General features: G+C 70.2%; 29 protein-coding genes, 1 tRNA gene and 1 pseudogene. 13 read left to right on the top strand and 18 right to left on the bottom strand.

Going from position 1 to position 25,932, the window contains the following annotated elements:
* Positions 1 to 121: 121 nt before the first annotated feature.
* The gene (locus ACFYX3_RS23465; RefSeq protein WP_389016712.1) at positions 122 to 1,246 is read left to right on the top strand and encodes a glycosyltransferase family 39 protein; all 1,125 of its coding nucleotides are present in this window, start codon (positions 122 to 124) and stop codon (positions 1,244 to 1,246) included.
* A 12-nt stretch (positions 1,247 to 1,258) separates the two neighbouring features.
* Here the strand turns inward: ACFYX3_RS23465 and ACFYX3_RS23470 are convergent, their stop codons facing one another.
* Complete coding sequence (locus ACFYX3_RS23470) at positions 1,259 to 1,795, bottom strand: YbjN domain-containing protein (protein ID WP_376581947.1); 537 nt, start codon at positions 1,793 to 1,795, stop codon at positions 1,259 to 1,261.
* A 117-nt stretch (positions 1,796 to 1,912) separates the two neighbouring features.
* Between ACFYX3_RS23470 and ACFYX3_RS23475 the strand changes: the two genes are divergently transcribed.
* Positions 1,913 to 2,341, top strand: coding sequence for a hypothetical protein (locus ACFYX3_RS23475; RefSeq protein WP_389016477.1), 429 nt, complete (start codon positions 1,913 to 1,915; stop codon positions 2,339 to 2,341).
* Here ACFYX3_RS23475 and clpB read toward each other — a convergent pair.
* Positions 2,331 to 4,925, bottom strand: coding sequence for an ATP-dependent chaperone ClpB (gene clpB / locus ACFYX3_RS23480; RefSeq protein WP_389016480.1), 2,595 nt, complete (start codon positions 4,923 to 4,925; stop codon positions 2,331 to 2,333). The two genes, ACFYX3_RS23475 and clpB, sit on opposite strands and share 11 nt — an antisense overlap.
* A gap of 122 nt (positions 4,926 to 5,047) precedes the next feature.
* Here clpB and ACFYX3_RS23485 point away from each other — a divergent pair, with 122 nt between their 5' ends.
* Positions 5,048 to 5,452, top strand: a complete 405-nt coding sequence (locus ACFYX3_RS23485) for a pyridoxamine 5'-phosphate oxidase family protein (RefSeq protein ID WP_116160180.1) — start codon at positions 5,048 to 5,050, stop codon at positions 5,450 to 5,452.
* A gap of 109 nt (positions 5,453 to 5,561) precedes the next feature.
* Here ACFYX3_RS23485 and ACFYX3_RS23490 read toward each other — a convergent pair whose 3' ends face one another.
* A complete protein-coding gene (locus tag ACFYX3_RS23490) occupies positions 5,562 to 5,879 on the bottom strand; it encodes a (2Fe-2S)-binding protein (RefSeq protein WP_078953989.1) in 318 nt (105 codons plus the stop codon).
* A gap of 8 nt (positions 5,880 to 5,887) precedes the next feature.
* Positions 5,888 to 6,100 carry a hypothetical protein gene (locus ACFYX3_RS23495; protein ID WP_389016483.1) on the bottom strand — a complete coding sequence of 71 codons (213 nt, stop codon included), beginning with the start codon at positions 6,098 to 6,100 and terminating at the stop codon, positions 5,888 to 5,890.
* A 133-nt stretch (positions 6,101 to 6,233) separates the two neighbouring features.
* Between ACFYX3_RS23495 and ACFYX3_RS23500 the strand changes: the two genes are divergently transcribed.
* Positions 6,234 to 7,214 carry a helix-turn-helix transcriptional regulator gene (locus tag ACFYX3_RS23500; protein WP_389016486.1) on the top strand — a complete coding sequence of 327 codons (981 nt, stop codon included), beginning with the start codon at positions 6,234 to 6,236 and terminating at the stop codon, positions 7,212 to 7,214.
* Between the two features lie 70 nt (positions 7,215 to 7,284).
* Here the strand turns inward: ACFYX3_RS23500 and ACFYX3_RS23505 are convergent, their stop codons facing one another.
* The 4 genes from ACFYX3_RS23505 to dnaK are packed head-to-tail and all read right to left on the bottom strand — an operon-like array spanning position 7,285 to position 11,405.
* Positions 7,285 to 7,728 (bottom strand): heat shock protein transcriptional repressor HspR, encoded by a 444-nt coding sequence (locus ACFYX3_RS23505; RefSeq protein WP_116160178.1) that lies wholly within the window; start codon positions 7,726 to 7,728, stop codon positions 7,285 to 7,287.
* A gap of 3 nt (positions 7,729 to 7,731) precedes the next feature.
* The gene (gene dnaJ / locus ACFYX3_RS23510) at positions 7,732 to 8,907 is read right to left on the bottom strand and encodes a molecular chaperone DnaJ (RefSeq protein WP_389016490.1); all 1,176 of its coding nucleotides are present in this window, start codon (positions 8,905 to 8,907) and stop codon (positions 7,732 to 7,734) included.
* Between the two features lie 33 nt (positions 8,908 to 8,940).
* Positions 8,941 to 9,576 carry a nucleotide exchange factor GrpE gene (gene grpE / locus ACFYX3_RS23515; protein WP_389016493.1) on the bottom strand — a complete coding sequence of 212 codons (636 nt, stop codon included), beginning with the start codon at positions 9,574 to 9,576 and terminating at the stop codon, positions 8,941 to 8,943.
* The gene (gene dnaK, locus ACFYX3_RS23520) at positions 9,573 to 11,405 is read right to left on the bottom strand and encodes a molecular chaperone DnaK (RefSeq protein ID WP_389016496.1); all 1,833 of its coding nucleotides are present in this window, start codon (positions 11,403 to 11,405) and stop codon (positions 9,573 to 9,575) included. The genes grpE and dnaK overlap by 4 nt, the downstream gene beginning before the upstream one ends.
* 212 nt (positions 11,406 to 11,617) lie before the next feature.
* On the opposite strand from dnaK, the gene ACFYX3_RS23525 reads away from it, so the two are divergent.
* From ACFYX3_RS23525 to ACFYX3_RS23535, 3 genes are all read left to right on the top strand, one after another.
* Positions 11,618 to 12,133 (top strand): sugar transferase, encoded by a 516-nt coding sequence (locus ACFYX3_RS23525; RefSeq protein ID WP_389016499.1) that lies wholly within the window; start codon positions 11,618 to 11,620, stop codon positions 12,131 to 12,133.
* Between the two features lie 107 nt (positions 12,134 to 12,240).
* Positions 12,241 to 14,499: a (Fe-S)-binding protein gene (locus tag ACFYX3_RS23530; protein ID WP_389016502.1), complete on the top strand. Its 2,259-nt coding sequence runs from the start codon at positions 12,241 to 12,243 to the stop codon at positions 14,497 to 14,499.
* Positions 14,500 to 14,644: 145 nt separating this feature from the next.
* Entirely contained in the window at positions 14,645 to 15,493 is an 849-nt protein-coding gene (locus ACFYX3_RS23535) for a Yip1 family protein (RefSeq protein ID WP_389016505.1), read from the top strand.
* Positions 15,494 to 15,572: 79 nt separating this feature from the next.
* On the opposite strand, the gene ACFYX3_RS23540 is transcribed toward ACFYX3_RS23535, so the two are convergent.
* On the bottom strand, positions 15,573 to 16,070 hold the full coding sequence (locus ACFYX3_RS23540) for a phosphoribosyltransferase (protein WP_024755952.1): 498 nt from the start codon (positions 16,068 to 16,070) through the stop codon (positions 15,573 to 15,575).
* Positions 16,071 to 16,083: 13 nt separating this feature from the next.
* Positions 16,084 to 16,659 carry a dCTP deaminase gene (gene dcd / locus ACFYX3_RS23545; protein WP_030690788.1) on the bottom strand — a complete coding sequence of 192 codons (576 nt, stop codon included), beginning with the start codon at positions 16,657 to 16,659 and terminating at the stop codon, positions 16,084 to 16,086.
* 395 nt (positions 16,660 to 17,054) lie between these two features.
* Here dcd and ACFYX3_RS23550 point away from each other — a divergent pair.
* Positions 17,055 to 17,125: transfer RNA gene (locus ACFYX3_RS23550), tRNA-Gly, on the top strand.
* A gap of 18 nt (positions 17,126 to 17,143) precedes the next feature.
* Here ACFYX3_RS23550 and ACFYX3_RS23555 read toward each other — a convergent pair.
* Positions 17,144 to 18,055, bottom strand: a complete 912-nt coding sequence (locus tag ACFYX3_RS23555) for an aldo/keto reductase (RefSeq protein WP_389016510.1) — start codon at positions 18,053 to 18,055, stop codon at positions 17,144 to 17,146.
* A gap of 57 nt (positions 18,056 to 18,112) precedes the next feature.
* On the opposite strand from ACFYX3_RS23555, the gene ACFYX3_RS23560 reads away from it, so the two are divergent.
* The 5 genes and pseudogenes from ACFYX3_RS23560 to ACFYX3_RS23580 all read left to right on the top strand — a co-directional run bounded on the left by ACFYX3_RS23560 (position 18,113) and on the right by ACFYX3_RS23580 (position 21,590).
* Positions 18,113 to 18,775, top strand: a complete 663-nt coding sequence (locus ACFYX3_RS23560; protein WP_389016513.1) for a DNA-binding response regulator — start codon at positions 18,113 to 18,115, stop codon at positions 18,773 to 18,775.
* 447 nt (positions 18,776 to 19,222) lie between these two features.
* Entirely contained in the window at positions 19,223 to 19,570 is a 348-nt protein-coding gene (locus tag ACFYX3_RS23565) for a transcriptional regulator (RefSeq protein ID WP_389016516.1), read from the top strand.
* Positions 19,567 to 20,239, top strand: a pseudogene (locus tag ACFYX3_RS23570) (nucleotidyl transferase AbiEii/AbiGii toxin family protein). The gene ACFYX3_RS23565 and the pseudogene ACFYX3_RS23570 overlap by 4 nt, the downstream one beginning before the upstream one ends.
* Positions 20,240 to 20,604: 365 nt before the next feature.
* On the top strand, positions 20,605 to 21,117 hold the full coding sequence (locus tag ACFYX3_RS23575) for a hypothetical protein (protein WP_389016519.1): 513 nt from the start codon (positions 20,605 to 20,607) through the stop codon (positions 21,115 to 21,117).
* Positions 21,118 to 21,305: 188 nt separating this feature from the next.
* Positions 21,306 to 21,590: a hypothetical protein gene (locus tag ACFYX3_RS23580; protein WP_389016522.1), complete on the top strand. Its 285-nt coding sequence runs from the start codon at positions 21,306 to 21,308 to the stop codon at positions 21,588 to 21,590.
* Positions 21,591 to 21,712: 122 nt separating this feature from the next.
* Here ACFYX3_RS23580 and ACFYX3_RS23585 read toward each other — a convergent pair whose 3' ends face one another.
* The 7 genes from ACFYX3_RS23585 to ACFYX3_RS23615 all read right to left on the bottom strand — a co-directional run bounded on the left by ACFYX3_RS23585 (position 21,713) and on the right by ACFYX3_RS23615 (position 25,718).
* On the bottom strand, positions 21,713 to 22,078 hold the full coding sequence (locus tag ACFYX3_RS23585; RefSeq protein WP_389016525.1) for a hypothetical protein: 366 nt from the start codon (positions 22,076 to 22,078) through the stop codon (positions 21,713 to 21,715).
* A 92-nt stretch (positions 22,079 to 22,170) separates the two neighbouring features.
* Entirely contained in the window at positions 22,171 to 22,956 is a 786-nt protein-coding gene (locus ACFYX3_RS23590) for a GNAT family N-acetyltransferase (RefSeq protein WP_389016528.1), read from the bottom strand.
* Between the two features lie 112 nt (positions 22,957 to 23,068).
* On the bottom strand, positions 23,069 to 23,281 hold the full coding sequence (locus ACFYX3_RS23595) for a DUF4287 domain-containing protein (protein WP_389016531.1): 213 nt from the start codon (positions 23,279 to 23,281) through the stop codon (positions 23,069 to 23,071).
* Between the two features lie 65 nt (positions 23,282 to 23,346).
* Positions 23,347 to 23,991 (bottom strand): DUF998 domain-containing protein, encoded by a 645-nt coding sequence (locus ACFYX3_RS23600; protein ID WP_389016534.1) that lies wholly within the window; start codon positions 23,989 to 23,991, stop codon positions 23,347 to 23,349.
* Positions 23,992 to 24,106: 115 nt separating this feature from the next.
* Positions 24,107 to 24,649, bottom strand: coding sequence for a hypothetical protein (locus ACFYX3_RS23605; protein WP_389016537.1), 543 nt, complete (start codon positions 24,647 to 24,649; stop codon positions 24,107 to 24,109).
* Positions 24,650 to 24,900: 251 nt separating this feature from the next.
* Complete coding sequence (locus ACFYX3_RS23610; RefSeq protein ID WP_389016540.1) at positions 24,901 to 25,320, bottom strand: RNHCP domain-containing protein; 420 nt, start codon at positions 25,318 to 25,320, stop codon at positions 24,901 to 24,903.
* Positions 25,321 to 25,346: 26 nt separating this feature from the next.
* Positions 25,347 to 25,718 carry an RNHCP domain-containing protein gene (locus tag ACFYX3_RS23615; protein ID WP_389016543.1) on the bottom strand — a complete coding sequence of 124 codons (372 nt, stop codon included), beginning with the start codon at positions 25,716 to 25,718 and terminating at the stop codon, positions 25,347 to 25,349.
* Positions 25,719 to 25,932 lie beyond the last annotated feature (214 nt).

Raw genomic sequence — 25,932 nt, forward strand, 5'->3', positions numbered from 1 at the left:
TCGGGTAGACCGATTTACCGGGTAATGATCGGTTTCCCGCGCCCGGAGGTGCACCCTGTCCGCCGAGACCCTCGACCGCACGGCACCCCCGGCCGCGGTCCGCAGCGGGCCCCGTGACCGTCTGCGGTTCCGGGGCCCGCTGCGCCGGGCGGCGCCCGCGCTCGGGCTGTTCGCCGCCGCCCGGCTCACCGGTCTGCTCGTCCTCGCCCTGTGGGCCCCGCGCACCGGCCGCTCGCCCCGGGCGCTCCTCGCGAGCTCCTGGGACTCCCGGTGGTACGCCGGGATCGCCGCGCACGGGTACGGGCGCGTCCTCCACGGCGCCCACGGCATGGTCCTGAACGACCTGGCCTTCTTCCCGCTCTACCCGGCGCTCGTCCGGGCCGTCACCACCGTGCTGCCCGTCGCCGGGGGCACCGCCGGGCTGCTGCTCTCCTGGCTCGCCGCCGGGGCCGCCGCCTGGGGCGTCTACCTCGTCGCGGAGCGGCTGCGCGGCCGCCGGACCGCCACCGTGCTCGTCCTCCTCTGGGGCCTGCTGCCGCACTCGATCGTGCTGACCATGGCGTACACCGAACCGGTGATGACCGCGTTCGCCGCCTTCGCGCTGTACGCGCTGCTCACCCGCCGCTGGCTCTCGGCGGCCGCCCTCGCGGGCCTCGCCGGGCTGACCCGGCCGAACGGGGTCGCGGTCGCCGCCGCCGTCGTCGTGGCCGCGGTCTGCGAGCTGTGGCGGACCCGCGGCCGGTCCGGGCCGCGGGTGTGGGCGGCGGGCCTGCTCGCGCCGGCGGGCTGGGTCTCGTACGTGCTCTGGGTGGGCGTCCGGCGCGGCGACCCGCTCGGCGGCTACTTCGCCGTGCAGGCCGGCTGGACGTCCCGGTTCGACTTCGGGAAGGGCGCGCTCGTCTTCGTACGGGACATGCTGGGCGGCCCCACCCAGTTCGGCTTCGTGATGGCGCTGCTCATCACCGGCGCGGGCGTGCTGCTCTTCGCGCTCGCGGTGTGGACGGAGCGACTGCCGCCGCCCGTGCTCGTGTACACGGCGGTGCTCGTGCTCATCGCCGTCGGCGGCTCGGGCTTCTTCGAGTCGAAGCCGCGTTTCCTGCTGCCGGCCTTCCCGCTGCTGCTGCCGCTCGCGGCGGCGCTGACGAAAGCCCGGCCGAGGGCCGCGATCCTGGTGGTCGCGGCCCTGGCCGGGCTCTCGTACTGCTACGGGGCCTACGCCCTGACGCTCGCGCGCATGGCGATCTGATCCCTGAGGGGCTCAGGCCTCGTCGTCGCCGGAGGCCTTGTCCTCGGGGGACTCCAGGCCGAACTGCTCGACGATCCACTTGTCGAACTCGATGGAGGCGCGGACCCAGCTGACCGTGGAGGACACGAAGTGCTCCAGGGCGACGCCGGTGCCGATCAGCATCTGCGCCTCGCCGATGAGGCGGAGGGTGGCGGAGCCGTCCTCCTCCTCGTGCAGGTGCGTGTACACCTTGGGCCACAGGGTGCGGCGGTTCCAGTCGTCGATCGCGTCGAGAACCTTCGCGCGGTCGTCGGCCGAGTGCGGGCGGTCGTAGAACGTCCGCACCGAGAAGACCTGCTGCTCGCCCTCGCCGCGGAACATGAAGTACGTGCGGAACTCCTCCCACGGCGCCGCGAGGTCACCCTCGTCGTCGACGACGTACTTGAGTTCCATCTGCTCGAGGAGCTGCTTGACGAGGTCCTGGTCGGGGACGACGGGGCCCGCCGGTCCTGCGGCCTGAGGCTGGGGCTGGCCCCCGAAATTCGGAATCGAGGACGGGTCGATGCTCACCGTGTATTTCCCTTCGTACGGATGCTCGCCATCCTCCCCCATGCCGGGCGGTACGTGGCAAGCCCCGCCGGGCCGGAAGCGGCAAGATCCGCTGCCAGCTGACATGATCTCTGGCCCATGGGGGACACGAAGAAGAAATCCCGGTGGTGGATCTGGCTCGGCGTGGGGCTCGTGGCGCTCTGCGGGCTGCCGATCTCCTTGTTGGTCTGGGGGGCCTACTCGTTCAGCGAGGCCGGGAAGCCGCAGCCGGTGGACTGCGCCGAGGCGATGGAGTTCGCCCACGGCCGGCTTCCGGCGTCCGCCGAGGACGCCCGGTGCACCGAGGCGCATTGGCAGGACTCGTATGTCACGGTGGACTTCCGCATGCCGCGCGCCGGGGTCGCCGACTGGCTGAAAGCCACCTATCCGGGCGGCGAACCACCGCCCTCCTGCGACAAGGACCTCTGCCTGGACGCGGACTACGACCAGGCGCTCTACGTGAACGTGAAGGTGGTGTACGAGGACGGCGGCACCGCCCTCGTACACCTCAGCTCCTTCAACGTGTAGCCGCGCCCACGATCAGCCCGTCCTCGACACGGTCCACGCGGACCGTGTCGCCGTCGACGACCTCGCCCGCCAGGATCTCCTTGGCGAGCCGGTCGCCGATCGCCGTCTGGATCAGGCGGCGCAGCGGCCGTGCGCCGTACGCGGGGTCGTTGCCCTCCTCGGCGAGCCACTCCAGGGCCTCCGGGGTGACGTCCAGGGTGAGGCGCCGCTCGGCGAGGCGCTGCGCGAGGCGGCCGATCTGGAGCTGCGCGATCCGGCCCAGCTCGGTCCGGTCGAGCGCCGAGAAGACGACCAGGTCGTCGAGCCGGTTGAGGAACTCGGGCTTGAAGCTCGCCCGCACGACCTCCAGGACCTGCTGCTTCTTCACGTCCTCCGAGGTCAGCGGCTCGACCAGGAACTGGCTGCCCAGGTTCGACGTCAGGATCAGGATGGTGTTGCGGAAGTCCACCGTCCGGCCCTGCCCGTCGGTCAGGCGTCCGTCGTCCAGGACCTGGAGCAGGACGTCGAAGACCTCCGGGTGCGCCTTCTCCACCTCGTCGAGCAGGACCACGCTGTACGGGCGGCGGCGGACCGCCTCCGTGAGCTGGCCGCCCTCCTCGTAGCCGACGTAGCCGGGGGGCGCGCCGACGAGCCGGGCGACGGAGTGCTTCTCGCCGTACTCCGACATGTCGATGCGGACCATGGCCCGCTCGTCGTCGAAGAGGAAGTCCGCGAGCGCCTTCGCCAGCTCGGTCTTGCCGACGCCGGTCGGGCCGAGGAAGAGGAAGGAGCCGGTGGGCCGGTCGGGGTCGGCGATCCCGGCGCGGGTGCGGCGCACCGCGTCGGAGACGGCCTGGACGGCCTCGGACTGGCCGATCAGCCGCTTGCCGAGCTCCTCCTCCATGCGGAGCAGCTTCTGCGTCTCGCCCTCCAGGAGGCGGCCGGCGGGGATGCCGGTCCAGGAGCCGACGACGTCCGCGATGTCGTCGGGACCGACCTCGTCCTTGACCATCGCGTCCTTCGCCGCCTCCTGCTGGGCCTCCGCCTCGGTGGCGGCCTCCAGCTCGCGCTCCAGGCCCGGGATCTCCCCGTACAGCAGCTTGGAGGCGGTGTCGAAGTCGCCGTCGCGCTGGGCGCGCTCGGCGCGGCCGCGGGTCTCGTCGAGGCGTTCCTTCAGCTCGCCGACCCGGTTGAGGGACTGCTTCTCCTTCTCCCAGCGGGCGGTGAGGCCGCGGAGCTCCTCCTCGCGGTCGGCGAGGTCGCGCCGCAGCTTCTCCAGGCGCTGCTTGCTCGCCGCGTCCGTCTCGTTCTTGAGGGCCAGCTCCTCCATGCGGAGCCGGTCCACGGAGCGCTGGAGCTCGTCGATCTCGACGGGCGAGGAGTCGATCTCCATGCGGAGCCGGGAGGCGGCCTCGTCGACGAGGTCGATGGCCTTGTCGGGGAGGAAGCGGGAGGTGATGTACCGGTCGGAGAGCGTCGCGGCGGCCACCAGGGCGGAGTCGTTGATCTGCACCTTGTGGTGGGCCTCGTACCGGCCCTTGAGTCCGCGGAGGATCGCGATGGTGTCCTCGACGGTCGGCTCGGCGACCAGGACCTGCTGGAAGCGGCGCTCCAGGGCGGGGTCCTTCTCGATCCGCTCGCGGTACTCGTCGAGGGTGGTCGCGCCGACCATGCGGAGCTCGCCGCGGGCCAGCATCGGCTTGAGCATGTTGCCCGCGTCCATGGCGGAGTCGCCGCCGGCGCCCGCGCCGACGACGGTGTGCAGCTCGTCGATGAAGGTGATGATCTGGCCGTCGCTCTCCTTGATCTCGGAGAGGACGGTCTTCAGGCGCTCCTCGAACTCGCCGCGGTACTTCGCGCCGGCGACCATCGCGCCGAGGTCGAGCGAGACGAGCCGCTTGTTCTTCAGGGACTCGGGGACGTCGCCCTTCACGATCCGCTGGGCGAGGCCCTCGACGACGGCGGTCTTGCCGACGCCGGGCTCGCCGATGAGGACCGGGTTGTTCTTGGTGCGGCGGGAGAGCACCTGGACGACACGGCGGATCTCGTGGTCGCGGCCGATGACCGGGTCCAGCTTGCCCTCGCGCGCGGCGGCGGTGAAGTCCGTGCCGAACTTCTCCAGCGCCTTGTACTGCCCCTCCGGGTCGGGTGTGGTCACCCGGCGTCCTCCCCTGCTCGTCTCGAAGGCGTCGAGCAGCTTCTTCGCGCTCGCGCCCTGCTCGTCGAGGATCTCACCGGCCCGGCCGCCCTTGGCCGCGATGCCGATGAGCAGGTGCTCGGTCGAGAGGAAGTCGTCGCCGAGCTCCTTGGCGCGCTTGTCGGCGTCGGCGAGGACGGCGAGGAAGTCGCGGTTGGGCTGCGGGGGCGCGACCGTGGACCCCGTGATGCTCGCCAGACCGGCGAGGAGGCGCTCCGCGCCGGCGCGCACGACCGCCTGGTCGGCACCGGCGGCGGCGAGCAGGTCGGTGATGTTCTCGTTGTCCTGACCGGTCAGCAGCGCGAGCAGCAGATGGGCGGGGGTCAGGTCGGCGTGTCCGTCGGACACGGCGCGGCTGCTCGCCGCGTTGATCGCGTCCCGGCTCCGGTTGGTCAGTTCGGCGTCCACGTGCGGTGCTCCTCCTGGGTTCTCGTGGGTCCTCTCCTTCTATGACTTCTCCAGGGTACACAAAGTTGAGTCGAAGCGGCTCAATGTTTCGGAGGGAGCTCGACCCCGGGTAGTTTCCGGGCATGGCCACAGACCCCAGGAACCCCTCCGACTCGTACCTGAGCTTCTGGCGCGAGTACCACATGTGCACCCTGACCACCCCTCGCCCGGACGGCACGCCGCACGTCGTCGCGGTCGGCGTCACGTACGACCCCGAGGGCGGGTACGCGCGCGTGATCACCAACAAGAACAGCCGGAAGGTCGCCAACGTCCTGGCGGCGGGCGCGGACGGCGCGCGGGTCGCGGTCTGCCAGGTCGACAAGGGGCGCTGGGCCACCCTGGAGGGCGTCGCCCACATCCGTACGGAGGCCGAGACGGTCGCGGACGCCGTCGACCGCTACGCCGAGCGCTACGGCCGCACGCCGTCGCCGAACCCGGACCGGGTCGTCATCGAGATCGCCCTCACCCGGGCGATGGGCCGCGCCTGATCCGTACGGGAGAAACGAAAAGCACAGCGGCACCATCGCGTTTCAGGTCCGCGATGGCGCCGCTGTGTGGGGGAAGTGCCGGAGCGATCTACAACGACGGGGGAATCGCTCAGGCACTGCGGGGGGTGGCGGTGATGGCCTCTGCTTCGATCAGCTGGTGGTCGCGCTGATCGAGGTTGACGAAGATCATGCCGTACCGGATGGCACAGCGGATGGGCTGTGGAGCGCCTCGGGGGCGGCGCAGACAGCGGTACGCACGGACGTCTTCGTCCTGTTCGCGGGCGACGACGATCGGCTCTCCGAAGAGGGTGACCTTCAGCGAGTCGCCACGGTGGGGGATTGCCGTGGCGAGATCGACGAAGTGCCAGCCGGAGCGGTAGGCCGAAGCCATCTCCCGGCGGAACCTGGGGTCATCGGGAACATTCATGTGCCCGACTAGTCCCAGTCAGGTTCCTGCACGGGGGCCACGCTCCAGCCCGGGTCGTCGACCACGGTGGGGGCGGCGAAGTGCCAACCCGGGTCGAGCTGAGCGGCCTGCACCTCCGCCGTCCCCGAGTGCCAGCCCGGGTCGAGCGCCACTCCCGCGCCCACTGTGGCGGCCGCGATGAAGGCGAGTCCGGCCGCCGCACGTATGAGCTTCTTCATCATCACCGAGCAACCTCACTTGAAGGCAACGTCTCTTTTCCAACCCCCGCGAGTAAGACGATGGCTTACTCTCTGCGCCTGCACCACCAAACCCAGGCATCATGTTCCTGAGATGCAGGAGCCTGGGGGTGTACATATGCGGAAACAAGCGGACGAAACAGGTCACCCACATTCGCACGCCGAACTGTGCGAAGCGGGCTCCGAGCTGTACGCGGCCGCTCTGCGCACCGGGCGAATACCCCGGTCAGAGGCGGTCGAGACGCCTTGCCTCCTCGACCTGTCCCTGCTCCACCCCGACCCCGACGACGCGCAGTGGCTGCGTCCGGTTCCCCCCTCAGCGGCGCTCGCCCAGCTGCTCCAGCCGATCGAACGGGAGATACTCGACCGCCGGCGGCGCACCGTCGCCCTGTCGGACGCCTTCGAGCCGTTCATGGCCATCAGCGCCCACGACTCCCCCACCACACACGCGATCAACGTCCTCGAGGGCATCGACCGCATCAACTCCACCCTGGACCGCGTCGTGGCCAACTGCCGCCACGAGCTCCTCACCGTCCAGCCGGGCGGCGGCCGCCCCGCGCAGGCCCTCAGCGAGGCCCTCGACCGCGTCTCCCCGCTCCTCGGGCGCGGCATCAGCATGCGGACGCTGTACCAGCACACCGCACGCCACACCGAGCTCACGCTCACCTACCTGGAGCACGTCGGCCCCGAGGTCCAGGTCCGCACCCTCGAAGAGATCATCGACCGGCTGATCATCGTCGACCGCGAGGTCGCCTTCATCCCGGCCCGCAGCGACCGCCAGGTCGCCCTGGAGCTGCGCCACCCCGGTCTGGTCGCCTACCTCGGCGGCGTCTTCGACCAGTTCTGGCATCTGGCGGTGCCGATACGGGAGGAGATCCCGTACGACATCAAGACCGACGGCATCGGCGGCGTCCAGCGCTCCATCGCCAAGCTCCTCGTCGAGGGGCACGTCGACGAGGCCATCGCCCGCCGGCTCGGGATGAACGTGCGGACCTGCCGGGCGCACATCGCCAAGCTCGCCGCCGCCCTCGGCAGCGGGAGCCGCGCTCAGCTCGGCTATCTGATCGCCCAGTCCGGCATCCTCGAACGGGACAGCTGAACGGCAAGAATACGGCCGAGGCCCCTTCACCGGTGGTGAAGGGGCCTCGGGCGTGACAGGGGAAGAAGGGCTACTCGCCGCGCTTCGGGCGCCACACCACGAGGGCGCTCGCCTGCTGCACGTCGGTGTACGGCACCAGATCCCGGCGGTACGAGGCGTGCACCTGGGCCTCGCGCTGGCGCATCGTCGCCGCCGCGCCCTCGACCGCCGCCGACAGCTCGGCCACCCGGGCCTGGAGCGCCGCGACCTGGTTCTCCAGTTCGATGATCCGCTTGATTCCGGCCAGGTTGATGCCCTCGTCCTGCGACAGCGCCTGCACCTGACGGAGCAGCTCGATGTCACGGGCCGAGTAGCGGCGGCCCCGTCCGGCCGTGCGGTCCGGAGAGACGAGCCCGAGGCGGTCGTACTGGCGCAGGGTCTGCGGATGCAGACCGGAGAGCTGGGCCGCCACCGAGATGACGTACACCGGCGACTCGTCGGTCAGTTCGAATGGATTGCGTCTGCGTCCTTCCACGGGTCACGCTCCCTTCGCGGCCTGGAACAGCTCGGCCCGCGGGTCCTCCGAGGCGGTCGCCTCGCGGAAGGTCTCCAGGGCCTCGCGTGCCTTGTCGTCCAGTTCCTTCGGCACCGCCACCTCGACCGTCACGAGGAGGTCGCCGCGCGTGCCGTCCTTGCGGACCGCGCCCTTGCCACGGGCGCGCATGGTCCGGCCGTTCGGGGTGCCCGCGGGCAGCTTGAGGGTGACCGCGGGGCCGCCGAGGGTCGGGACCTTGATCTCGCCGCCGAGCGCCGCCTCCGAGAAGGAGACCGGCACCGTGACGGTGAGGTTGTCGTCCTTGCGGCCGAAGACCGGGTGGGCGTCGACGTGCACGACGACGTACAGGTCGCCGTTCGGCCCGCCGCGCTCGCCCGGCGCTCCCTTGCCGCGCAGCCGGATCTTCTGGTTGTCGCTCACGCCCGCCGGGATGCGGACCTGCATGGTGCGGGAGGACTTGGCCCGCCCGCTGCCCTTGCAGACCTCGCAGGGGTTCTCGGCGATGAGGCCGCGGCCCTTGCAGTCCACGCAGGGGTCGGTGAGCGAGAAGCCGCCGCCGCTGCCGCGCGAGACCTGACCGGTGCCGACGCAGGTCGGGCACACCCGGGGCGTGCCGTTCTTGTCGCCGGTGCCCGAGCACGCCGTGCACGGCTGCTGGCTGGACATCCGCAGGGGCACGGTCGCGCCCTCGATGGCCTCGGTGAAGCTGAGCGTCACCTCGGACTCGATGTCCTGGCCGCGCCGCGGCTGGGTGCGGGTGGCACCCCCGCCGCGGTTGAACAGGCCGCCGAAGACGTCCCCGATGCCACCGCCGCCGAAACCGCCCCCGCCCGCCCCGCCCTGGGCGCCTCCGAAGAGGTCGCCCAGGTCGAAGTTGAACGAGCCGCCGGCGCCCGGGCCGCCGGCCCTGAAGCCGCCGTTCCCGAACAGGGCGCGGGCGTCGTCGTACTCCTTGCGCTTCTTGGGGTCGCCGAGGACGTCGTTCGCCTCGGAGATCTCCTTGAAGCGCGCCTCGGCGCTCGCGTCACCCTTGTTGGCGTCCGGATGGTTCTCGCGGGCGAGCTTCCGGTACGCCTTCTTGATCTCGGCCTCGGTGGCGTCCTTGGGGACGCCGAGAACCTTGTAGTAGTCCTTCTCGACGAAGTCCTTCGTACTCATCGACGTCCCTCCTCCCGCTTCCGGGTACGGCTGTTACTCGCTGTCCTTCTCGGACTTGTCGGGGTCTTCCGACTCCTCCGCCTTCGCCTGCGCGCCCGGCTGGGGCTCGGCGACGGCCACGCGGGCGGGCCGGATGGTCCGCTCGCCGATCCGGTACCCCGGCTGCAGGATCGCCACGCAGGTCGTCTCGGTGACGTCCGGCGCGTACGAGTGCATCAGGGCCTCGTGGATCGTCGGGTCGAAGGGCTCGCCCTCCTTGCCGAACTGCTGCAGACCCATCTTGGCGACGACGGTCTCCAGCGATTCGGCCACCGACTTGAACCCGCCCACGAGCTCGCCGTGGTCCCGGGCCCGGCCGACGTCGTCGAGCACGGGAAGGAGCTCGGACAGGAGGCTCGCGACGGCGATCTCCTTGACCGTGACCCGGTCCCGCTCCACGCGGCGGCGGTAGTTCTGGTACTCGGCCTGGAGCCGCTGGAGGTCACCGGTGCGCTCGGTGAGCGCGGTACGGGCCTGGTCCAGCTGCGCCAGGAGGGCTACGTCCGTAGCGTCCCCGGCCGGGGCCGTCGAGTCCTCCTCGGAGGTCTCGGCGGCCTCGGCGGCGTCGTCAGCGGTGGCGCCGGAGGGGACGTCGGACTTCTCCTCGAAGTCCGGGGTCTCCTCGGTCACGCCTGGCCGCCCTTCGGCTTCTCGTCGTCGATGATCTCGGCGTCGACGACGTCGTCGTCCTGCGCCTGGGCCTGACCGGCATCGCCGCCGGCGGCCTGGGCGTCGGCGTACATCGCCTGGCCGAGCTTCTGCGAGACGGCCGCGACCTTCTCGGTGGCGGTGCGGATCTCCGCGGTGTCCTCGCCCTTGAGCTTCTCCTTCAGCTCGGCGATCGCGGTCTCGACCTCGGTCTTGACCTCACCCGGGACCTTGTCCGCGTTCTCGGCGAGGAACTTCTCCGTCTGGTAGACGAGCTGCTCGCCCTGGTTGCGGGACTCGGCGGCCTCGCGGCGGCGGTGGTCCTCCTCCGCGTACTGCTCGGCCTCCTCGCGCATCCGGTTGACCTCGTCCTTCGGCAGCGAGGAGCCGCCGGTGACGGTCATCTTCTGCTCCTTGCCCGTGCCCAGGTCCTTCGCGGTCACGTGCATGATGCCGTTGGCGTCGATGTCGAACGCGACCTCGATCTGCGGGACGCCACGCGGGGCCGGCGGCAGACCGGTCAGCTCGAACATGCCGAGCTTCTTGTTGTACGCCGCGATCTCGCGCTCGCCCTGGTAGACCTGAATCTGCACGGACGGCTGGTTGTCCTCGGCCGTCGTGAAGATCTCGGACCGCTTGGTCGGGATCGTGGTGTTGCGCTCGATGAGCTTGGTCATGATGCCGCCCTTGGTCTCGATGCCGAGGGACAGCGGGGTCACGTCGAGGAGCAGGACGTCCTTGACCTCACCCTTGAGGACACCGGCCTGGAGCGCGGCGCCGATGGCGACGACCTCGTCCGGGTTGACGCCCTTGTTGGCCTCGCGGCCACCGGTCAGCTCCTTGACGAGCTCGGCGACGGCCGGCATGCGGGTCGAGCCACCGACGAGGACGACGTGGTCGATCTCGCCCAGGGCGATGCCCGCGTCCTTGATGACGTTGTGGAACGGCACCTTGCAGCGCTCGAGCAGGTCCGAGGTGAGCTGCTGGAACTGGGCGCGCGTGAGCTTCTCGTCCAGGTGCAGCGGGCCCTCGGCGGAGGCCGTGATGTAGGGCAGGTTGATCGTGGTCTCGGTCGAGGACGAGAGCTCGATCTTCGCCTTCTCCGCGGCCTCACGGAGACGCTGGAGAGCCATCTTGTCCTTGGCCAGGTCCACGCCGTGGCCGTTCTGGAACTGCGTCACCAGGTAGTCGACGACGCGCTGGTCCCAGTCGTCACCACCGAGGTGGTTGTCACCGTTGGTGGCCTTCACCTCGACGACGCCGTCGCCGATCTCCAGGAGGGACACGTCGAAGGTGCCGCCACCGAGGTCGAAGACGAGGATCGTCTGGTCGTCCTTGTCGAGGCCGTAGGCCAGGGCGGCCGCGGTCGGCTCGTTGACGATGCGCAGGACGTTGAGGCCCGCGATCTCACCGGCCTCCTTGGTGGCCTGACGCTCGGAGTCGTTGAAGTACGCCGGGACGGTGATGACCGCGTCGACGACCTTCTCGCCCAGGTACGCCTCGGCGTCGCGCTTGAGCTTCTGCAGGATGAAGGCGCTCATCTGCTGCGGGTTGAAGCTCTTGCCGTCGATGTCGATCTTCCAGTCGGTGCCCATGTGGCGCTTGACCGACCGGATGGTCCTGTCGACGTTGGTGACGGCCTGACGCTTGGCCACCTCGCCGACGAGCACCTCGCCGTTCTTCGCGAAGGCGACGACGGACGGCGTGGTCCTGGCGCCCTCGGCGTTGGTGATGACGGTGGGCTCGCCGCCTTCCAGAACGCTGACGACGGAGTTAGTCGTGCCCAGGTCGATGCCGACCGCACGTGCCATTTCGATTCCTCCAGCTGACTGACTTGAGTGGAACTGACTCAAGGATGCACGAGGAGGTCGCCTTCGTCAACAGACCTGAGTCGAGTCGACTCAACTCTTCACCCGACGGGACGCTCAACGGGCGCGTCGCTCCGCGTCGTTCCCCGGTTTGCCCGGGTTCACATGAAAGGGTCCGGACATATGCCAGGATTCCCGCCGGAGGGTATGACCGCATGACGGCGAAGCGCGTGATGACGGCCGAGCGCGCGCTGACGGCGAAGCGCGCGTTCGACGTGGCGGGCGGGACGCTCCTGCTGCTCGTCCTCGCACCCCTGATCGTCGGCACCGCCCTCTCCGTCACCCTCGGCGGCGGTGGCGCGGTGCTGCGCCGCCGGACGGTGGCCGGCCTCGGCGGGCGGCCCTTCACGATGCTGACCTTCCGCACGAAGAGCCCGCTGGCCGCACTGCCGCTGCTGCTGCACGTCGTCGTGGGCCGGATGTCGCTCGTCGGCCCGTGCCCGCTGACCCCGACCCACCGCGAGTGCGCGGGCGAGGGCCGCCGCCGGCTCTCCGTACGCCCCGGACTGACCGGACCGTGGCAGATCAGCGGCCGATCGGACCTGCCGTGGGAGGAGCGCGAGCTGCTCGATCTCCACTATGTGGACCACCACTGGCTGGGGATGGATCTGCTGATCCTTGCGCGTACGCTTCCAGCTGTACGCAGGCGTCGCGCGGCAAGGTTTGCCTGAGCGACACATATCACCGCGAGCGCCGCTACAGCGCGGCGCCGTGACCGGGTAATCTCAGCAGGAACTCAATAAGTTACCGCTTAGTAGGCCCGCCCGAGGAGCCCGTCATGCAACTCGCCGCGATCATCGTGTCGATCGCCATCACGGTGGTGGCCGTCGCGCTGTTCGGCCGCGCCACCGTGCAGATCTACCGCTTCGTGCGGCTCGGTCAGCCGGTCCCCGCCGGCACGCGCACCGGTGACCCCAAGCAGCGCACCATCACGCTGGTCAAGGAATTCCTCGGCCACACCCGCATGAACCGCTGGGGCATCGTCGGCTTCGCGCACTGGTTCGTCGCGGTGGGCTTCTTCTCGCTGCTCCTCACCATCGTGAACGCCTTCGGCCAGCTCTTCCAGGCCGACTGGCTGATCCCGATCATCGGCGACTGGCTGCCGTACGAGATCTTCACCGAGTTCCTCGGCCTGATGACGGTCCTCGGCATCGTGACGCTCATCGTCATCCGCCAGCTGAGCAAGCCGACCAAGGCCGGCCGCAAGTCCCGCTTCGCCGGCTCCAAGACCGGCCAGGCGTACTTCGTCGAGGCCGTCATCCTGATCGTCGGCGTCTGCATCATGACGCTCCGCGCCCTCGAGGGCGTCCAGCACCACGTGACAGGCTGGGAGCCGGGCTTCTTCGCCTCGTACCCGCTGATCGCGCTGCTCGACGGCCTGGACCTCAGCACGATCCAGTACCTCACCTACTTCTTCGCCTGCCTCAAGATCGTCACGTCCTTCACCTGGATGATCACGGTCTCGCTCAACACCAACATGGGCGTCGCCTGGCACCGCTTCCTCGGCTTCCCGAACATCTGGTTCAAGCGCAACGCCGACGGCTCCACCGCCCTGGGCGCGCTCCAGCCGATGACGACGGCCGGCAAGGAGATCGACTGGGAGGACCCGGCCGAGGACGCCGTCTTCGGCGTCTCCCAGGTCGAGCAGTTCTCCTGGAAGGGCATCCTCGACTTCTCCACCTGCACCGAGTGCGGCCGCTGCCAGTCGCAGTGCCCCGCCTGGAACACGGGCAAGCCGCTCTCCCCCAAGCTCCTGATCATGTCCCTCCGGGACCACGCCCACGCCAAGGCGCCGTACCTGCTCGCGGGCGGCGGCAAGGACATGGAGGGCAACGAGAAGGCGTCCGAGGAGCAGCTGAAGGACGTCCCCGCCTCCGCCCTGGCCGAGGCCGAGCGCCCCCTCATCGGCACCGCCGAGGAGAACGGCGTCATCGACCCCGACGTCCTGTGGTCCTGCACCACCTGCGGCGCCTGCGTCGAGCAGTGCCCGGTCGACATCGAGCACATCGACCACATCGTCGACATGCGCCGCTACCAGGTGATGATCGAGTCCGCGTTCCCGTCCGAGGCGGGCACGATGCTCAAGAACCTGGAGAAGAAGGGCAACCCCTGGGGCCTGGCGAAGAAGCAGCGCGTCGAGTGGACCAAGGAGGTCGACTTCGAGGTCCCGATCGTCGGCAAGGACGTCGAGGACCTCACCGAGGTCGACTACCTCTACTGGGTCGGCTGCGCCGGCGCCCTGGAGGACCGCGCCAAGAAGACCACCAAGGCCTTCGCCGAGCTGCTGCACATCGCGGGCGTCAAGTTCGCGATCATGGGCGGCGAGGAGAAGTGCACCGGTGACTCCCCGCGCCGTCTGGGCAACGAGCCGCTGTTCCAGCAGCTGGGCGCCGAGAACGTCGCGATGCTGAACATGGCGTTCGGCGAGGACGACGAGGACGAGTCGACGAAGAAGCCGAAGTCGGCGAAGAAGATCGTCTCGACCTGCCCGCACTGCTTCAACACCATCGCCAACGAGTACCCGCAGCTCGGCGGCGAGTACGAGGTCATCCACCACACCCAGCTGCTCCAGCACCTCATCGACGAGGGCAAGCTGATCCCGGTGACCCCGGTCGAGGGCCTCATCACGTACCACGACCCGTGCTACCTGGGCCGTCACAACAAGGTCTACACGCCGCCGCGCGAGATCATGTCCGCCGTCCCGGGCCTGCGCCAGCAGGAGATGCACCGCCACAAGGAGCGCGGCTTCTGCTGCGGCGCCGGCGGCGCGCGGATGTGGATGGAGGAGCGGATCGGCAAGCGCATCAACAACGAGCGCGTCGACGAGGCCCTGTCCCTCAACCCGGACATCGTCTCGACGGCCTGCCCGTTCTGCCTCGTCATGCTCACGGACTCCGTGAACGGCAAGAAGAACGAGGGCAAGGCCAAGGAGTCGGTCACGGTCGTCGACGTCGCCCAGCTCCTCCTCGACTCGGTGAAGACCCCGGTCGAGCCGGAGGAGCAGCCGGCGACCGAGGAGCCGGAGCCGGCGGTCTGATCCCGCACTGCCGAAAGGGCCGCCCCGCGTGAGAACGCGGGGCGGCCCTTCGCGTGCGTCAGGGGACCCCTAGGGGATGTCACAGGTCGGTGGCAAGGTCCGGCCTGGGGAGCGCCCGTACGGCGTCACCGGGTACGTTCAAGGCGTGGCTGGATTCAGGAACGGACGCGGCCGGGACAACCGCCCCCCGCAACAACAACCGCAGCAGGCGCCGTACGGGTACAACGCGGCCCCGCCGCCGTACCCGCAGCAGCAGTGGCAGCAGCCGCCGCAGGGGCAGTCGTACGGGCAGCAGGGGCAGGCGTACGGGGAGCCCGAGTACTTCGGCGACCCGCACCAGCACCACCAGCAGCAGCACGCGGCGGCGAACAACCCGGGCCACACCCAGATGTTCAGCGTCGACGACCCGTACGCCCAGGCCGGCGGCTACCAGGCACCTCCCGTCCCGACGGGCCCCCGGCTGCCCTGGAAGCAGCTCCTGAGCGGCATCGTGTTCCGCCCGGCGGACACGTTCCTCCAGATGCGGGACCACGCGGTCTGGGGCCCGGCGCTGAGCGTCACGTTCCTCTACGGGCTCCTCGCGATCTTCGGCTTCGACAAGGCCCGCGAAGAGGCGCTCAACGCGACGATCTCGACGACGGTCCCGTACGTCCTGATGACCGCCCTCGGCTTCGTGCTCGGCGGCCTGATCCTGGGCGCGGTCACGCACACCCTGGCGCGCCAGCTCGGCGGCGACGGGGCCTGGCAGCCCACGGTCGGCCTCTCGATGCTGATCATGTCGATCACGGACGCGCCGCGCCTGGTCTTCGCGCTCTTCCTGGGCGGCGAGAACGGCCTGGTGCAGATCCTCGGCTGGGCGACCTGGCTGGCGACGGGCGCGCTCCTCACCATCATGGTGAGCCGCTCCCACGACCTCCCCTGGCCGAAGGCCCTGGGCGCCTCGGCCATCCAGCTGGTGGCCCTGCTGAGCCTGATCAAGCTGGGCACGCTGTAAACGACGCACGGACGTACCGACGCACGAGAAGGGCCCCCGCCGAACCCGGCGGGGGCCCTTCTCATGCTCACGGGGCGGCTCAGGCGTCGAGAACCTGACCCTCACGCTTCACGACGGGCGGCTCGACCGACCAGGGGAAATTGATCCACTCGTCGGTCTTCTTCCACACGTACTCGCACTTCACGAGGGAGTGGGACTTCTCGTAGATGACCGCGGAGCGGACCTCGGCGACGTGGTCGACGCAGAAGTCGTGGACGAGCTTGAGCGTCTTGCCGGTGTCGGCGACGTCGTCCGTGATCAGGACCTTCTTGTCGGAGAAGTCGATCGCGTCCGGCACGGGCGCCAGCATGACCGGCATCTCCAGGGTGGTGCCCACCCCGGTGTAGAACTCGACGTTCACGAGGTGGATGTTCTTGCAGTCCAGCGCGTACGCCAGACCGCCGGCGACGAAGACGCCGCCGCGGGCGATGGAGAGCACGATGTCGGGCTCGTAGCCGTCGTCGGCGATGGTCTGCGCCAGCTCGCGGACGGCGGTGCCGAAGCCCTCGTACGTCAGGTTCTCGCGTACCTCACTCATGCCTGCGACCGCCTCACACCTGGGTCCGATGGAAGTTCATGTAGGAGCGGGAGGCCGTCGGCCCCCGCTGACCCTGGTACCGCGAGCCGTACCGCTCGCTCCCGTACGGGAACTCGGCGGGCGAGCTCAGCCGGAACATGCACAGCTGGCCGATCTTCATCCCCGGCCAGAGCTTGATCGGCAGGGTGGCGAGGTTCGACAGCTCCAGGGTCACGTGCCCCGAGAAACCGGGGTCGATGAACCCGGCGGTCGAGTGCGTGACCAGCCCGAGCCGCCCGAGGGAACTCTTCCCCTCAAGCCGCGAGGCGATGTCGTCCGGCAGGGTGATGACCTCGTACGTCGAGGCCAGGACGAACTCGCCCGGGTGCAGGATGAACGCCTCGTCGCCCTCCGGCTCGACCTCACGCGTCAGGTCGAGCTGCTCGACGGCGGGGTCGATGTGCGGGTAGCGGTGGTTCTCGAACACCCGGAAGAAGCGGTCAAGCCTCACGTCGATGCTCGAGGGCTGCACCATGGATTCGTCGTACGGGTCGATGCGCACCCGCCCGGCATCGATCTCGGCCCGGATGTCCTTGTCTGAGAGAAGCACGTCCCCCACGATACGCAGAGGGCGCGGACCTGCCCCAATCGGCAGGCACCCGCGCCCCGGCACCTCACGGCTCAGCGCCGCCCGGCCTCCACCGGCACCGCATGCCGCAACCGCGCACACCGCGGACACCGGATGAGCCGCCCGGGCCCGATCCGCCCGGCACCGAGCTGCTGAAGCGGGAACGAGGCGGTACTGAACACATGCCCTTCGGCACAACGGACGACGGTGCGCTCCATCGAAGCCATCAAGTCCCTTCCCCTACACGTGTGGTGGACGATCAGCCACATTAGGGGATGAAGGGGGCACCCCCAGCACACGCCACGGCGGGAGCTTCGCCTCAAGTGGCGCATGGGGTACAGTGTGCAACGATGCGGAACGGATCATCCGTCCGCTGTGCGGATGTAGTTTAATGGTAGAACATGAGCTTCCCAAGCTTATAGCGCGGGTTCGATTCCCGTCATCCGCTCTTCCACGAAGCCCCAGGTCAGCGGCCTGGGGCTTCGTCGTTGTTCCGACCCGCCACTCCGGTCGACGAAGTGTCCAGAGCGTCGAAGTCCTCCGGGTCGAGAAGCAGTTCGGCCGCCGCGATGTTGTCCTCCACGTGGGCCACCGAGGAAGTGCCGGGGATCGCGAGGACGACCGGTGACCTGGCCAGCATCCAGGCGAGCTTGACCTGCGCCGTGGTCACTTCGTGCCGGGCGGCGATACGGGTGAGCGGCTCGGCCGGTTCGGGACGGCCCAGGGTTTCCAGGGAGAAGAACGGCACGAACGCGATGCCCTGCCGGGTGCAGGCGTCGAGGACCTCCGAGTGCCGGCGGTGGAAGAGGCCGTACATGTTCTGCACCGCCGACACCGGGGCGATCCGCTGCGCAGCGGCGAGCTGCCCGGTGGTCGTGTTGCTGAGGCCGAGGTGCCGGATCAGCCCCGCCTCCCGTAGGGCGGCGAGCGCGCCGAAGCGTTCGGCCACCGTCTCGTCGTCGTCCTCGTGGAGCCGCAGATAGACGAGGTCGAGGCGGTCCAGGCCGAGTTCCCGCAGTGTGCGGTGGACGCCGGCGACGAGTTCCCGGGGGCCGGCCGGGGCACCCCAGCTGCCGTCCGGGTGGCGGACCGGGCCGACCTTGGCCGCCAGGACCAGATCCTCGGGATAGGGGTGCAGGACGCGGCGGATCAGGCCGTTGGCCGAGAGCCCGCCGTGGAAATAGAACCAGGCGGTGTCGATGTGGTTCACCCCGAGTTCGACGGCCCGCCTCAGCACGGCCGCCGACGTCTCGGGGTCGTTCGCGGGTCCGGCGATCTCCCTGGCCGGAAGCCGCATGGCACCGAAGCCCATGCGGGCGACGGGGAGGTCTCCGCCGAGGAGGAAGGCGGCGGGCGGGTTCTCACGGGTCGTGGTCATGCCTCCAGATCCTCGGGAAGCCTCGTACCGGGGGCCAACGACTGGCAGGTTGGTGCCATGACGGCGAAAGGCATCGTGACGCTGCGGGGCGAGGCCGAGCTGGCGCGGCGGGCGGGCGCCCTGTTCGAGGGGGTGCGGCGAGAGTTCCTCTGCGCCGCCGGAGAGACCGGGACGTGGTCGGCCGCCGCCCCTCGCGCGCGTCGCGCGCTCCCGCCGGGCCTCGTGGTGCGCAAGTTGTACGGCCCCGGCGTCTTCCGGGACCCCGGTGGTCAGGAGTTGCTGGGGCGCCTCGGCGAGGCCGGCGCGGAGGTCCGGATCTCGCCCGCGCCCGCGGCCCACGAGGTGATCGTCGTCGACCGGCGGCTCGCCGTACTGGCGGCCCCGCGGTCCGTTACGGGAGAACCTCGTACGTACAGCGTCGTCCAGGAGCCGGACGTGGTGGCAGGGGTGCGGGCCCTGTTCGAGACGGCCTGGGAGACCTCGACGGACCTCGCCGCGTACCGCCGTACGCCGTTCCCCCGTCTCGGTGACACCGAGCGGGCCGTCTTGCGGGCCCTGGCGGCCGGTCATACGGACGAGGCCGCGTCGCGCCGGCTGGGAGTGTCCCTGCGGACCTACCGCCGACGGGTCGCCGCCCTCATGACCGCCCTGGACGCCCGGTCCCGCTTCCAGGCCGGCCTGCGGGCCCGCGAGATCCTCGGCGGGCGCCCGGACGCCTGACACCGGAGGCGGACACGAGCCGTGCCACAACGTGCCGGCAGGGGCGGTGAACAGCGGTCGCAAAGGAGGGCGGGCGGAGGAGGCGGAACACTGCCACACCTCACGTCTTCGCAGGTCAGCGCCGCACACTGGCCCAAGCGCCGGGTGATTCCCAAGCTTATGGCGCGGGTTCGGTTCCCGTCATCCGCTCTTGGACGAAGCCCCAGGTCAGCGACCTGGGCTTGTTTGTCGACAGACGAGTGTCGCTGCCCGCACGCCCTTCAGTCCCGCGAGGTGGGGCACGCGGAGGGCATGAACCCCGCGTCGTCTCGCCGGAGGTCCCGCATGAGCCCTCTGACCTGTACCTATGCCGTCATCACCACCGCTGCGGCCGGTAGAAGCTCTGAGCCGGGGGTTCCCTGTACCGGAATCACCCGGCCGTCCCCCCTCCTGCGGAATAATCAAGGCATGGCAGCCACGCCCAGCGTCCCCGAGCTCCGCCGCACCAGATTCGCCCGACGGCTTCCTGCCGAGCTCTCGGAGCTCGTCGGCCCCGCCCACGGTCACGTCGACCTTCCGCTGCATCTCGCGTGGTCCGGCCTGTCCCGGTTCGATCTCGACCAGCCCCGCTTGCGGATGAGCTGTTACCGGATCGTCCTGGCCGAGGGACAGCATGCTGACCTGGTCCGTCACCTGAACCGGGAACTGCTCGTCGCCATGTGGCCCGTCCTGCGCACGCTGATCAGCCGGGACATCCGTGACGTCTGGGAGAACGCCTTCGACGAACTGCCCTCCGACGCCCAGGCTGCTGCGTGAATCTCACGGAACTGCACCGGCGGCTCCTCGCGGATGTCCTCGCCGTGGGCGACGCCTACCCGCTCGTGCTCACGGATGGCTACGCCGTCCAGGCGCACGGACTGGTCAACCGGCTCAGCAAGGACCTCGACGTCGCCACCGAGAACCCGGAGCCGATGGAGAAGATCGCCGCCGCCGTGCGCGCCGGGCTGGAACAACGCGGCTGGCGGGTAGAGACGTTGGAGACCGATCCACTGTCCCGCGCGGCTGATCGTCACCGACACCGCCACCGGCGAGGAGTGCGAGGTCGACGTCCTCAAGGAAGCACTCTGGCGTCCGCCGGTGAAGACCGAGCATGGGCTGGTGCTCTCGCTGGAGGACGTGGTGGGTACGAAGGTCCGTGCGCTGACGGACCGGGGCCTGGCCCGAGACCTGATCGACGTCCGGGCGGCCGCTGACCGCTGGAGCCACGCCGAGCTCGAAGAACTCGGCCGCCGCCACGCCCGCGACAGTTTCGACCTCTCCGACCTTCAGGCCCGGCTCGCCGGGGCGGACTGGATCGACGACACCGAATTCGCCGCGTACGGACTCGACGACCACCAGACCGTCGAACTGCGCCGGTGGGCTCAGGAGTGGGCCGATGACATCGCCGAGAGACTCCAGGAAGCGGAAGCCCCGCCCGACGACTGATCGCGTGGCACCGAACACGCGAGGAAGCGGCGCGTCCCGAGCCCCCGGACGGCTGACCGCCTACGGGTACCGGGTGCGGGACAGAATTCGGCACCATGCCCGCCAGGGCGCCGCTCGTGGTGTCCAGAAGCAGCAGCGGCGCCTGCCCCTCCTCATGGCGCGGGTTCGATTCCCGTCATCCGCTCTTGGGCGAAGGCCCCGGTCGGAGGCCAGGGCCTTCGTCGTTCTCTCGGCTTGCCGCACCGATCGGGCGTTCTGCCGCCGCACCGCGCGGCGGGCGGGTTCTCCGACGGGCTTCCATGCTGGAGGGAGGTTCTGTCGATGGCACCGCGGATTCGGCGGTCGGAAACCTGCTGGAGGCCGGAATGCGCCGAACCGAGGACGTCGCGGCCCGGAGGGCGGAGCGTCGTGAGCACGCCGACTACACCGGCGCCGTCTACGGGTCCATGCTCGCGGCCTCCGTCATCGTCGGCGCCGGCAGTCTGGGCCGGTTTCCGCGCCTGGAGCTCATCGCGCTCCTTCTGCTCACCGGCGCGGTGTTCTGGATCGCGCACGTGCACGCGACGCTGTTCGGTGAGCGGCTGGCGCAGCGGTCCCCGACCCGCCGGATCGTGCTGCGCGCCTGCCGCGACGAGTGGCCGATCCTCAAGGCGGCGATCCCGCCCGCCGTGGCAGTGGCGGTCAGTCCGCTCCTGGGTCTGGACATGCCCGGCACCCTCTGGCTGGCGCTCGGAGTCGCGATCGCCGGTCAGATCGGCTGGTCCGCGGCAGCCGCCCACCGGATCGGAGCCTCGTGGCGCCAGGTAGCCGTCACCGCCACGGTCAACTTGCTGCTCGGCCTGCTGATCGTCGGCTTCAAGCTGCTGCTGAAGCACTGACGCCGACCGGGGCTCGATCGAGCGCACTGTGCCGAGCGGGACTGATCGGCACGGGTCGATTGGGCCCATCGGCCCCCTGATCTGCCCTTCCGGCCGCTGGCGGCCCCGAGTGCGCCGCACCGAGGAACGGAGGCGAGGGCAGGTCGCCTGAGCAGGCGCGGAGATCCGGAGGCGAGGAGGCGAGGACGATGGATGAGCTCGGACGAGCGGACTGGCTCGTCATCGGCGTCGCAGGCATGGCGCTGGCCACAGCCGCCCATGCCGCGGTCGGCGCGGCACACATCGCCAGGGAGATGCTGCGGGCCCCGACCGGCGGCAACCCCGGTTCGGACGGTTCGGACTTCCAGGCGGACACCGGCCCTGGCGGCTGGATCCTGTTCGGCACCTTGGTCCTGGCGAGCGGAGCCGTTCTCCACCTGGTGTCCGGTGTCAGGACGGTCGCCAAGGAGATCGTGCACATGACGGCTCGATGACCGGGCCCACTCGACGCGGGCGCCACGAAGCCCGGAAAGCCGTCCTCCGCTCTTCGCACGAAGCCCCGGGTCAGCGACCTGGGGCTTCGTCATTGCCCTCCGGAGGGGTGGGGACGTGACCCCTACGCCGTTCGGTTCGGTACGGGTCCGGGGACGGGAGTTCGCGGATCGTCGATGTGGACTGCGATCTCGCACCCCGAGGTCGAGCTGAAGGTCGCCGTGCTTCCCGACAGCCGAATCCGATCGAATGGATTGGATTCCATGAAGAACATCGCCCACACCAGCGCACGGTCAGCGGTCAGACGCGCGATGAACCCCTCCGATCCGTACGAACCCTCGCCGCCCCACAGCAGCCCCTTCTCGCCCAGGTCGGCAGCGACGAGCCCGTCCACCGAAGACACCCAGGACGGATCGCCTGCCGGCAGCTCTTCGAGGTCGAAGGGGGCGAGCACCGTGAAGCCACTCGGTGCGCCGGGGTCGAGGACCACGTCGTAGGAGTGCCCGTCGGCGTGGTGGAGTGCGTCCCTGACGGGAAGCTCGAAGCCTCCCCACAGGCGTTCGATCGCAGTCACTCCGCGCCCTACCGCGACGGTGTCACGGGAACAGACGCCCACCAGGTCGAGGGCGCCGCGACGGTGTAGCCCAGCGACTCGTACAGCGGCCTGCCCAGCTTCGAGGCGGTGAGGGTGAGCGGGAGGTCCGTCAGGTGGGCGAGGGAGCCGAGCATGACGGCTCGCCCCACGCCGCGCGACCGGAAGGCCGGCGACGTGCCGACCCAGTAGTGGCTGCCGATGCCGTCGTCCACGACACTGACGCAGGCCCCCGCGGCCACGCCGTCGCACAGGGCGAGGAACACGTCCACGCCAGGCTGCTCGACGAACGCCGTCGGGAACAGCTCGCCGGGGCGGTAGGGCTCGAATCCGTCCAGCTCGAAGCCCTCGATCACGATCCGCTCCGCCGCCTGGAGGTCCTCGGGCTGCTTCACCCGGATCACGTCGAGGGCCGGTTCGCCGACGGGCCCCGGCCCGCGCAGCATGACCGGCATCTGCCAGTTGCGCATGCCCAGGTGGCTCAGGTCGGTCGAGCCGAACGGGTCCTCGGCGTTCACCGGACCCGCGGCACGGCGTACCAGCTCGCTCAACTCGGCCAGTTCGCCCGGGTCGAGGTCCGGCTCCTGGATCAGGATCCGCGTACCGGCGCGCTCGTCGCCCTCGACCGCGACGAACCCGCGGCGCCGGATGACCTCATGTCCCCGGGACCGGCCGGTCGCGATCCAGAGGGCGGCGGAGTTACGGGCCTGACGCATCGGCGCCTCGGCCAGAGACACGGACACGGGCCGGTCGGCCGAAGTAGGTCTTGTTGTCATTTCGCCTACGCTAGTGCGCAGTTGATCTCTCACACAGGGCAATTCCCTGCGATCCGACCGGGCCACCCGGCGAGCACGCACGGCTCCGTGTTCCGTACCGCCGATCCAGGGATCACTTGCCGCTGTCCTCGGCGAGGGTGTGGGCCACGAGGGCGTTGGCGTGGCCGTGGCCGAGGCCGTGTTCGGACTTGAGCCAGTCGACCAGCTCCATGTGCTTGGTCAGCGGGGAGGAGCGGATGAGGTCCTTCCACTCGGCGATCGGACGGCCGTACTTCTTCTCGATGGAGGGGAAGTAGCTGGCAGGACCCTTCACGGCGTCGGTCATGATGCCCCGTTTCGTATGGTGATGATCTTGATGGTGGCGATGATGCCGGAGAGAACGGCGGTCGGCTAGCGGTCGGTCAGGCGCGCCGTCACCGCGCTCAGCCACAGCAGGCCGAGGCCGGCGCCGGCGGTGAACGCCAGGACCGAGGCGGCCGATGCCATGAAACCGGCGAGGACGACCACGGGCACGACGCGGGACGCGACGGCCCAGCCCCGCAGGCCGCGGGCCGCCAGCGGGCGGCCCAGGACGGCGAACGCGGCGCACAGGGCCAGGTAGCCGATCATTCCGCCGAACATGTGGACGGCGCCGTGCCCGCTCATCACCGTCTCCTCCGGCGCCCCGGCCGGAAAGCCCGCACCGGCGTCCGCCGGGAACGCGCCCGCGATCCAGAAGGAGACGGCGAAGACGCCGACCAGGGCCGGGCCCCACGTCCCGCCCGGGCCGCCGCGCAGCGTCCGCCGCAGCGCCGTCGCGCCGGCGATCAGCAGCGCTCCGGTCAGCACGAAGCTCGCCGTCTGGATCCAGCCCGCCTCACCGAGGGCGAGCTGGCTGATCGCGTTCCGCGTGAAGTCGAAGCCGTCCCGCGCGAACCCCTGGGCGAGACCGGCCGCCAGGAACAGCGGGCCCGCCACCACGCCGCTGACCACGGCCCGTCGCGACGCGGGCGCGGCGGAAAGAACGTGACGGGGCGCGGTGAGCATGTCGGTCATGGCGGGGCCTTCCTCGCTTCGGTGTTGTCGCCCATATGACCGACGGCAGGGAGTGGAACTCATCGCCCCTGCCGGCGTGAACTGGATCACACCCGGGCGGAGCGGCCTCGTCGCGTCATGTGCCGCAGGTGCCGACCGGGCGGAGTGCCGTCACCTCGCCCAGCGGGATGTCCACCGTCCGCCCGCCGTCCGTGACCTCCAGGCCCGGGACGTCGCCGCCGCTCGGCCGCAGGGTGCCGCACCAGGTGCCCGCGGTGGTGGAGACCTCGGCCAGTGCCCCCGCCTCCGTCCCCGCCTGCGGGGTCCCTTCCTGCGGCCACCACGCCGTGCTGGCCGCGACCGCGACCAGGAGCACCGCGAGGAAGGTGAGGCCGATGCCGAGGCGGAGCCGCCGCCCGGCCCGTACCGCGTCCGCCGTCTGCGGTGCGTGCACCGGCCAGGCGATCCGCGCCACGAGGTACGTCGCCGCGCAGGCGACACCGAGGGCGAGCAGCACGAGGACCCCGGCCGCCGCCTCCACGGCGCGCGGAGCGCCCGAGCCGCCCGTACCGCCGCTCTTGAGCGCCCCGCACAGGCCCGCGAAGCCCAGCGTGGCGAGTTGGAGGGTCAGCCAGCCACGCGCGGAGGTCTGCAGCCGGGTGTCCGCGTCGTCTGTCATTCCGTGCGCTTCCCGTCATCCACTCGTGAGCCTCTCCTTCTGCTCGGGGTTCCGAGGCAGAGCGAGAACGGCGATTTCAGTGAATAGGCAGCACCTGGCCACCTCGCCCCGAGGCTGGCCAATCAGGAATCGGATTCATGAAACGCCGACGCCGGTTTTTCAGCCAACCGGAACCGGACGCCCCAAAACGCGAGAACAGGCGCCCCGTCGTCCTTCCGCATCAATCGTCTCGTGAGAAATGTGGGGGCGGCTCACAGGCTGCGCAGAGCGCGGTCGGCGGCCTTGGGGTCGGCGAGGGGTCTGAGGGCGAGGCGGACCAGGGCGAGCGGGTTGTCGTCACCCGCGATGCGGTTGGCGCTGAGTTCGCCGCAGGAGACGCACTGGTGGATGATCAGCCACTCGCCGTCGTCACGTACGGACATGCCCAGCGCCTCCATCCGGCCGCGGCAGTCCGCGTCGCGGTCGCCGGGGATCCTCCGGTCGACGTGCAGGCTCGCCAGGCAGTTCGGGCAGTGGTTGCGGTGCGCGGTGCCGGGTGCGTCCAGGGACACGTCGAGCCGGCAGGACGTGCACCGGAAGTCGTGGGCCCGGTGCCCGCCCTGGGTGTGCAGGACGTCCTTGTGCCGTTGCGGACGCCGCCGCCCGCGGCTGCCGTGGTTGTTGCGTGACATGACCGTGCTCCTTTCCTGCCGGGCGGTCAGAGGGTTCCGAACGCTTCGAGCGGGAAAGGGGGTTGGGCCAGCGGGCGGACCGCCATGCGCATCAGGACGAGCTGGTTGTCGTCGGCGCACACCGGGTTCGAGGTGAGCTCGTCGCAGCGTACGCAGCGGTGGATCACCCTCCAGTCGCCGGTGCGGAGCACGGCGACGGCGATCGGGGACATCCGGCCCTCGCAGTCGCTCCGACCGCCCTCGACGTGGTCGAGGACATGCCGGGAACGCAGGCAGGACGGGCAGTGGTTGCGCAGCGCGCCGTCAGCGGCGTGCGTGGACGCGGTCAGGCCGCACCACGCGCAGGCGAAGGTGCCGAGGCGGAGAGTGTCGGTGGTGGGAGAGGTGTGGCTGGACACCCGGGTGCTCCTTGCTGGGAAGTCGGTCAGGACAGCAAGAGCAGGCCGAGCGGCCTCGTCAGAGGGCAGCCCGATCGCGCCGAGGGCCGGCGGACAGGCAGGTCAGCGCACCGGATGGCACGTCCGGCAGCCGCCCGGAGGAACGGACGGCGGAAACCGACGGACGGTTACGCGGTGCGGCGAGGCGCACTCGGCGCGAGCCGGGACATCAACA

Origin of the sequence: Streptomyces sp. NPDC002463 (assembly GCF_042889835.1) — a bacterium.
Lineage (GTDB): Bacteria > Actinomycetota > Actinomycetes > Streptomycetales > Streptomycetaceae > Streptomyces > Streptomyces nymphaeiformis.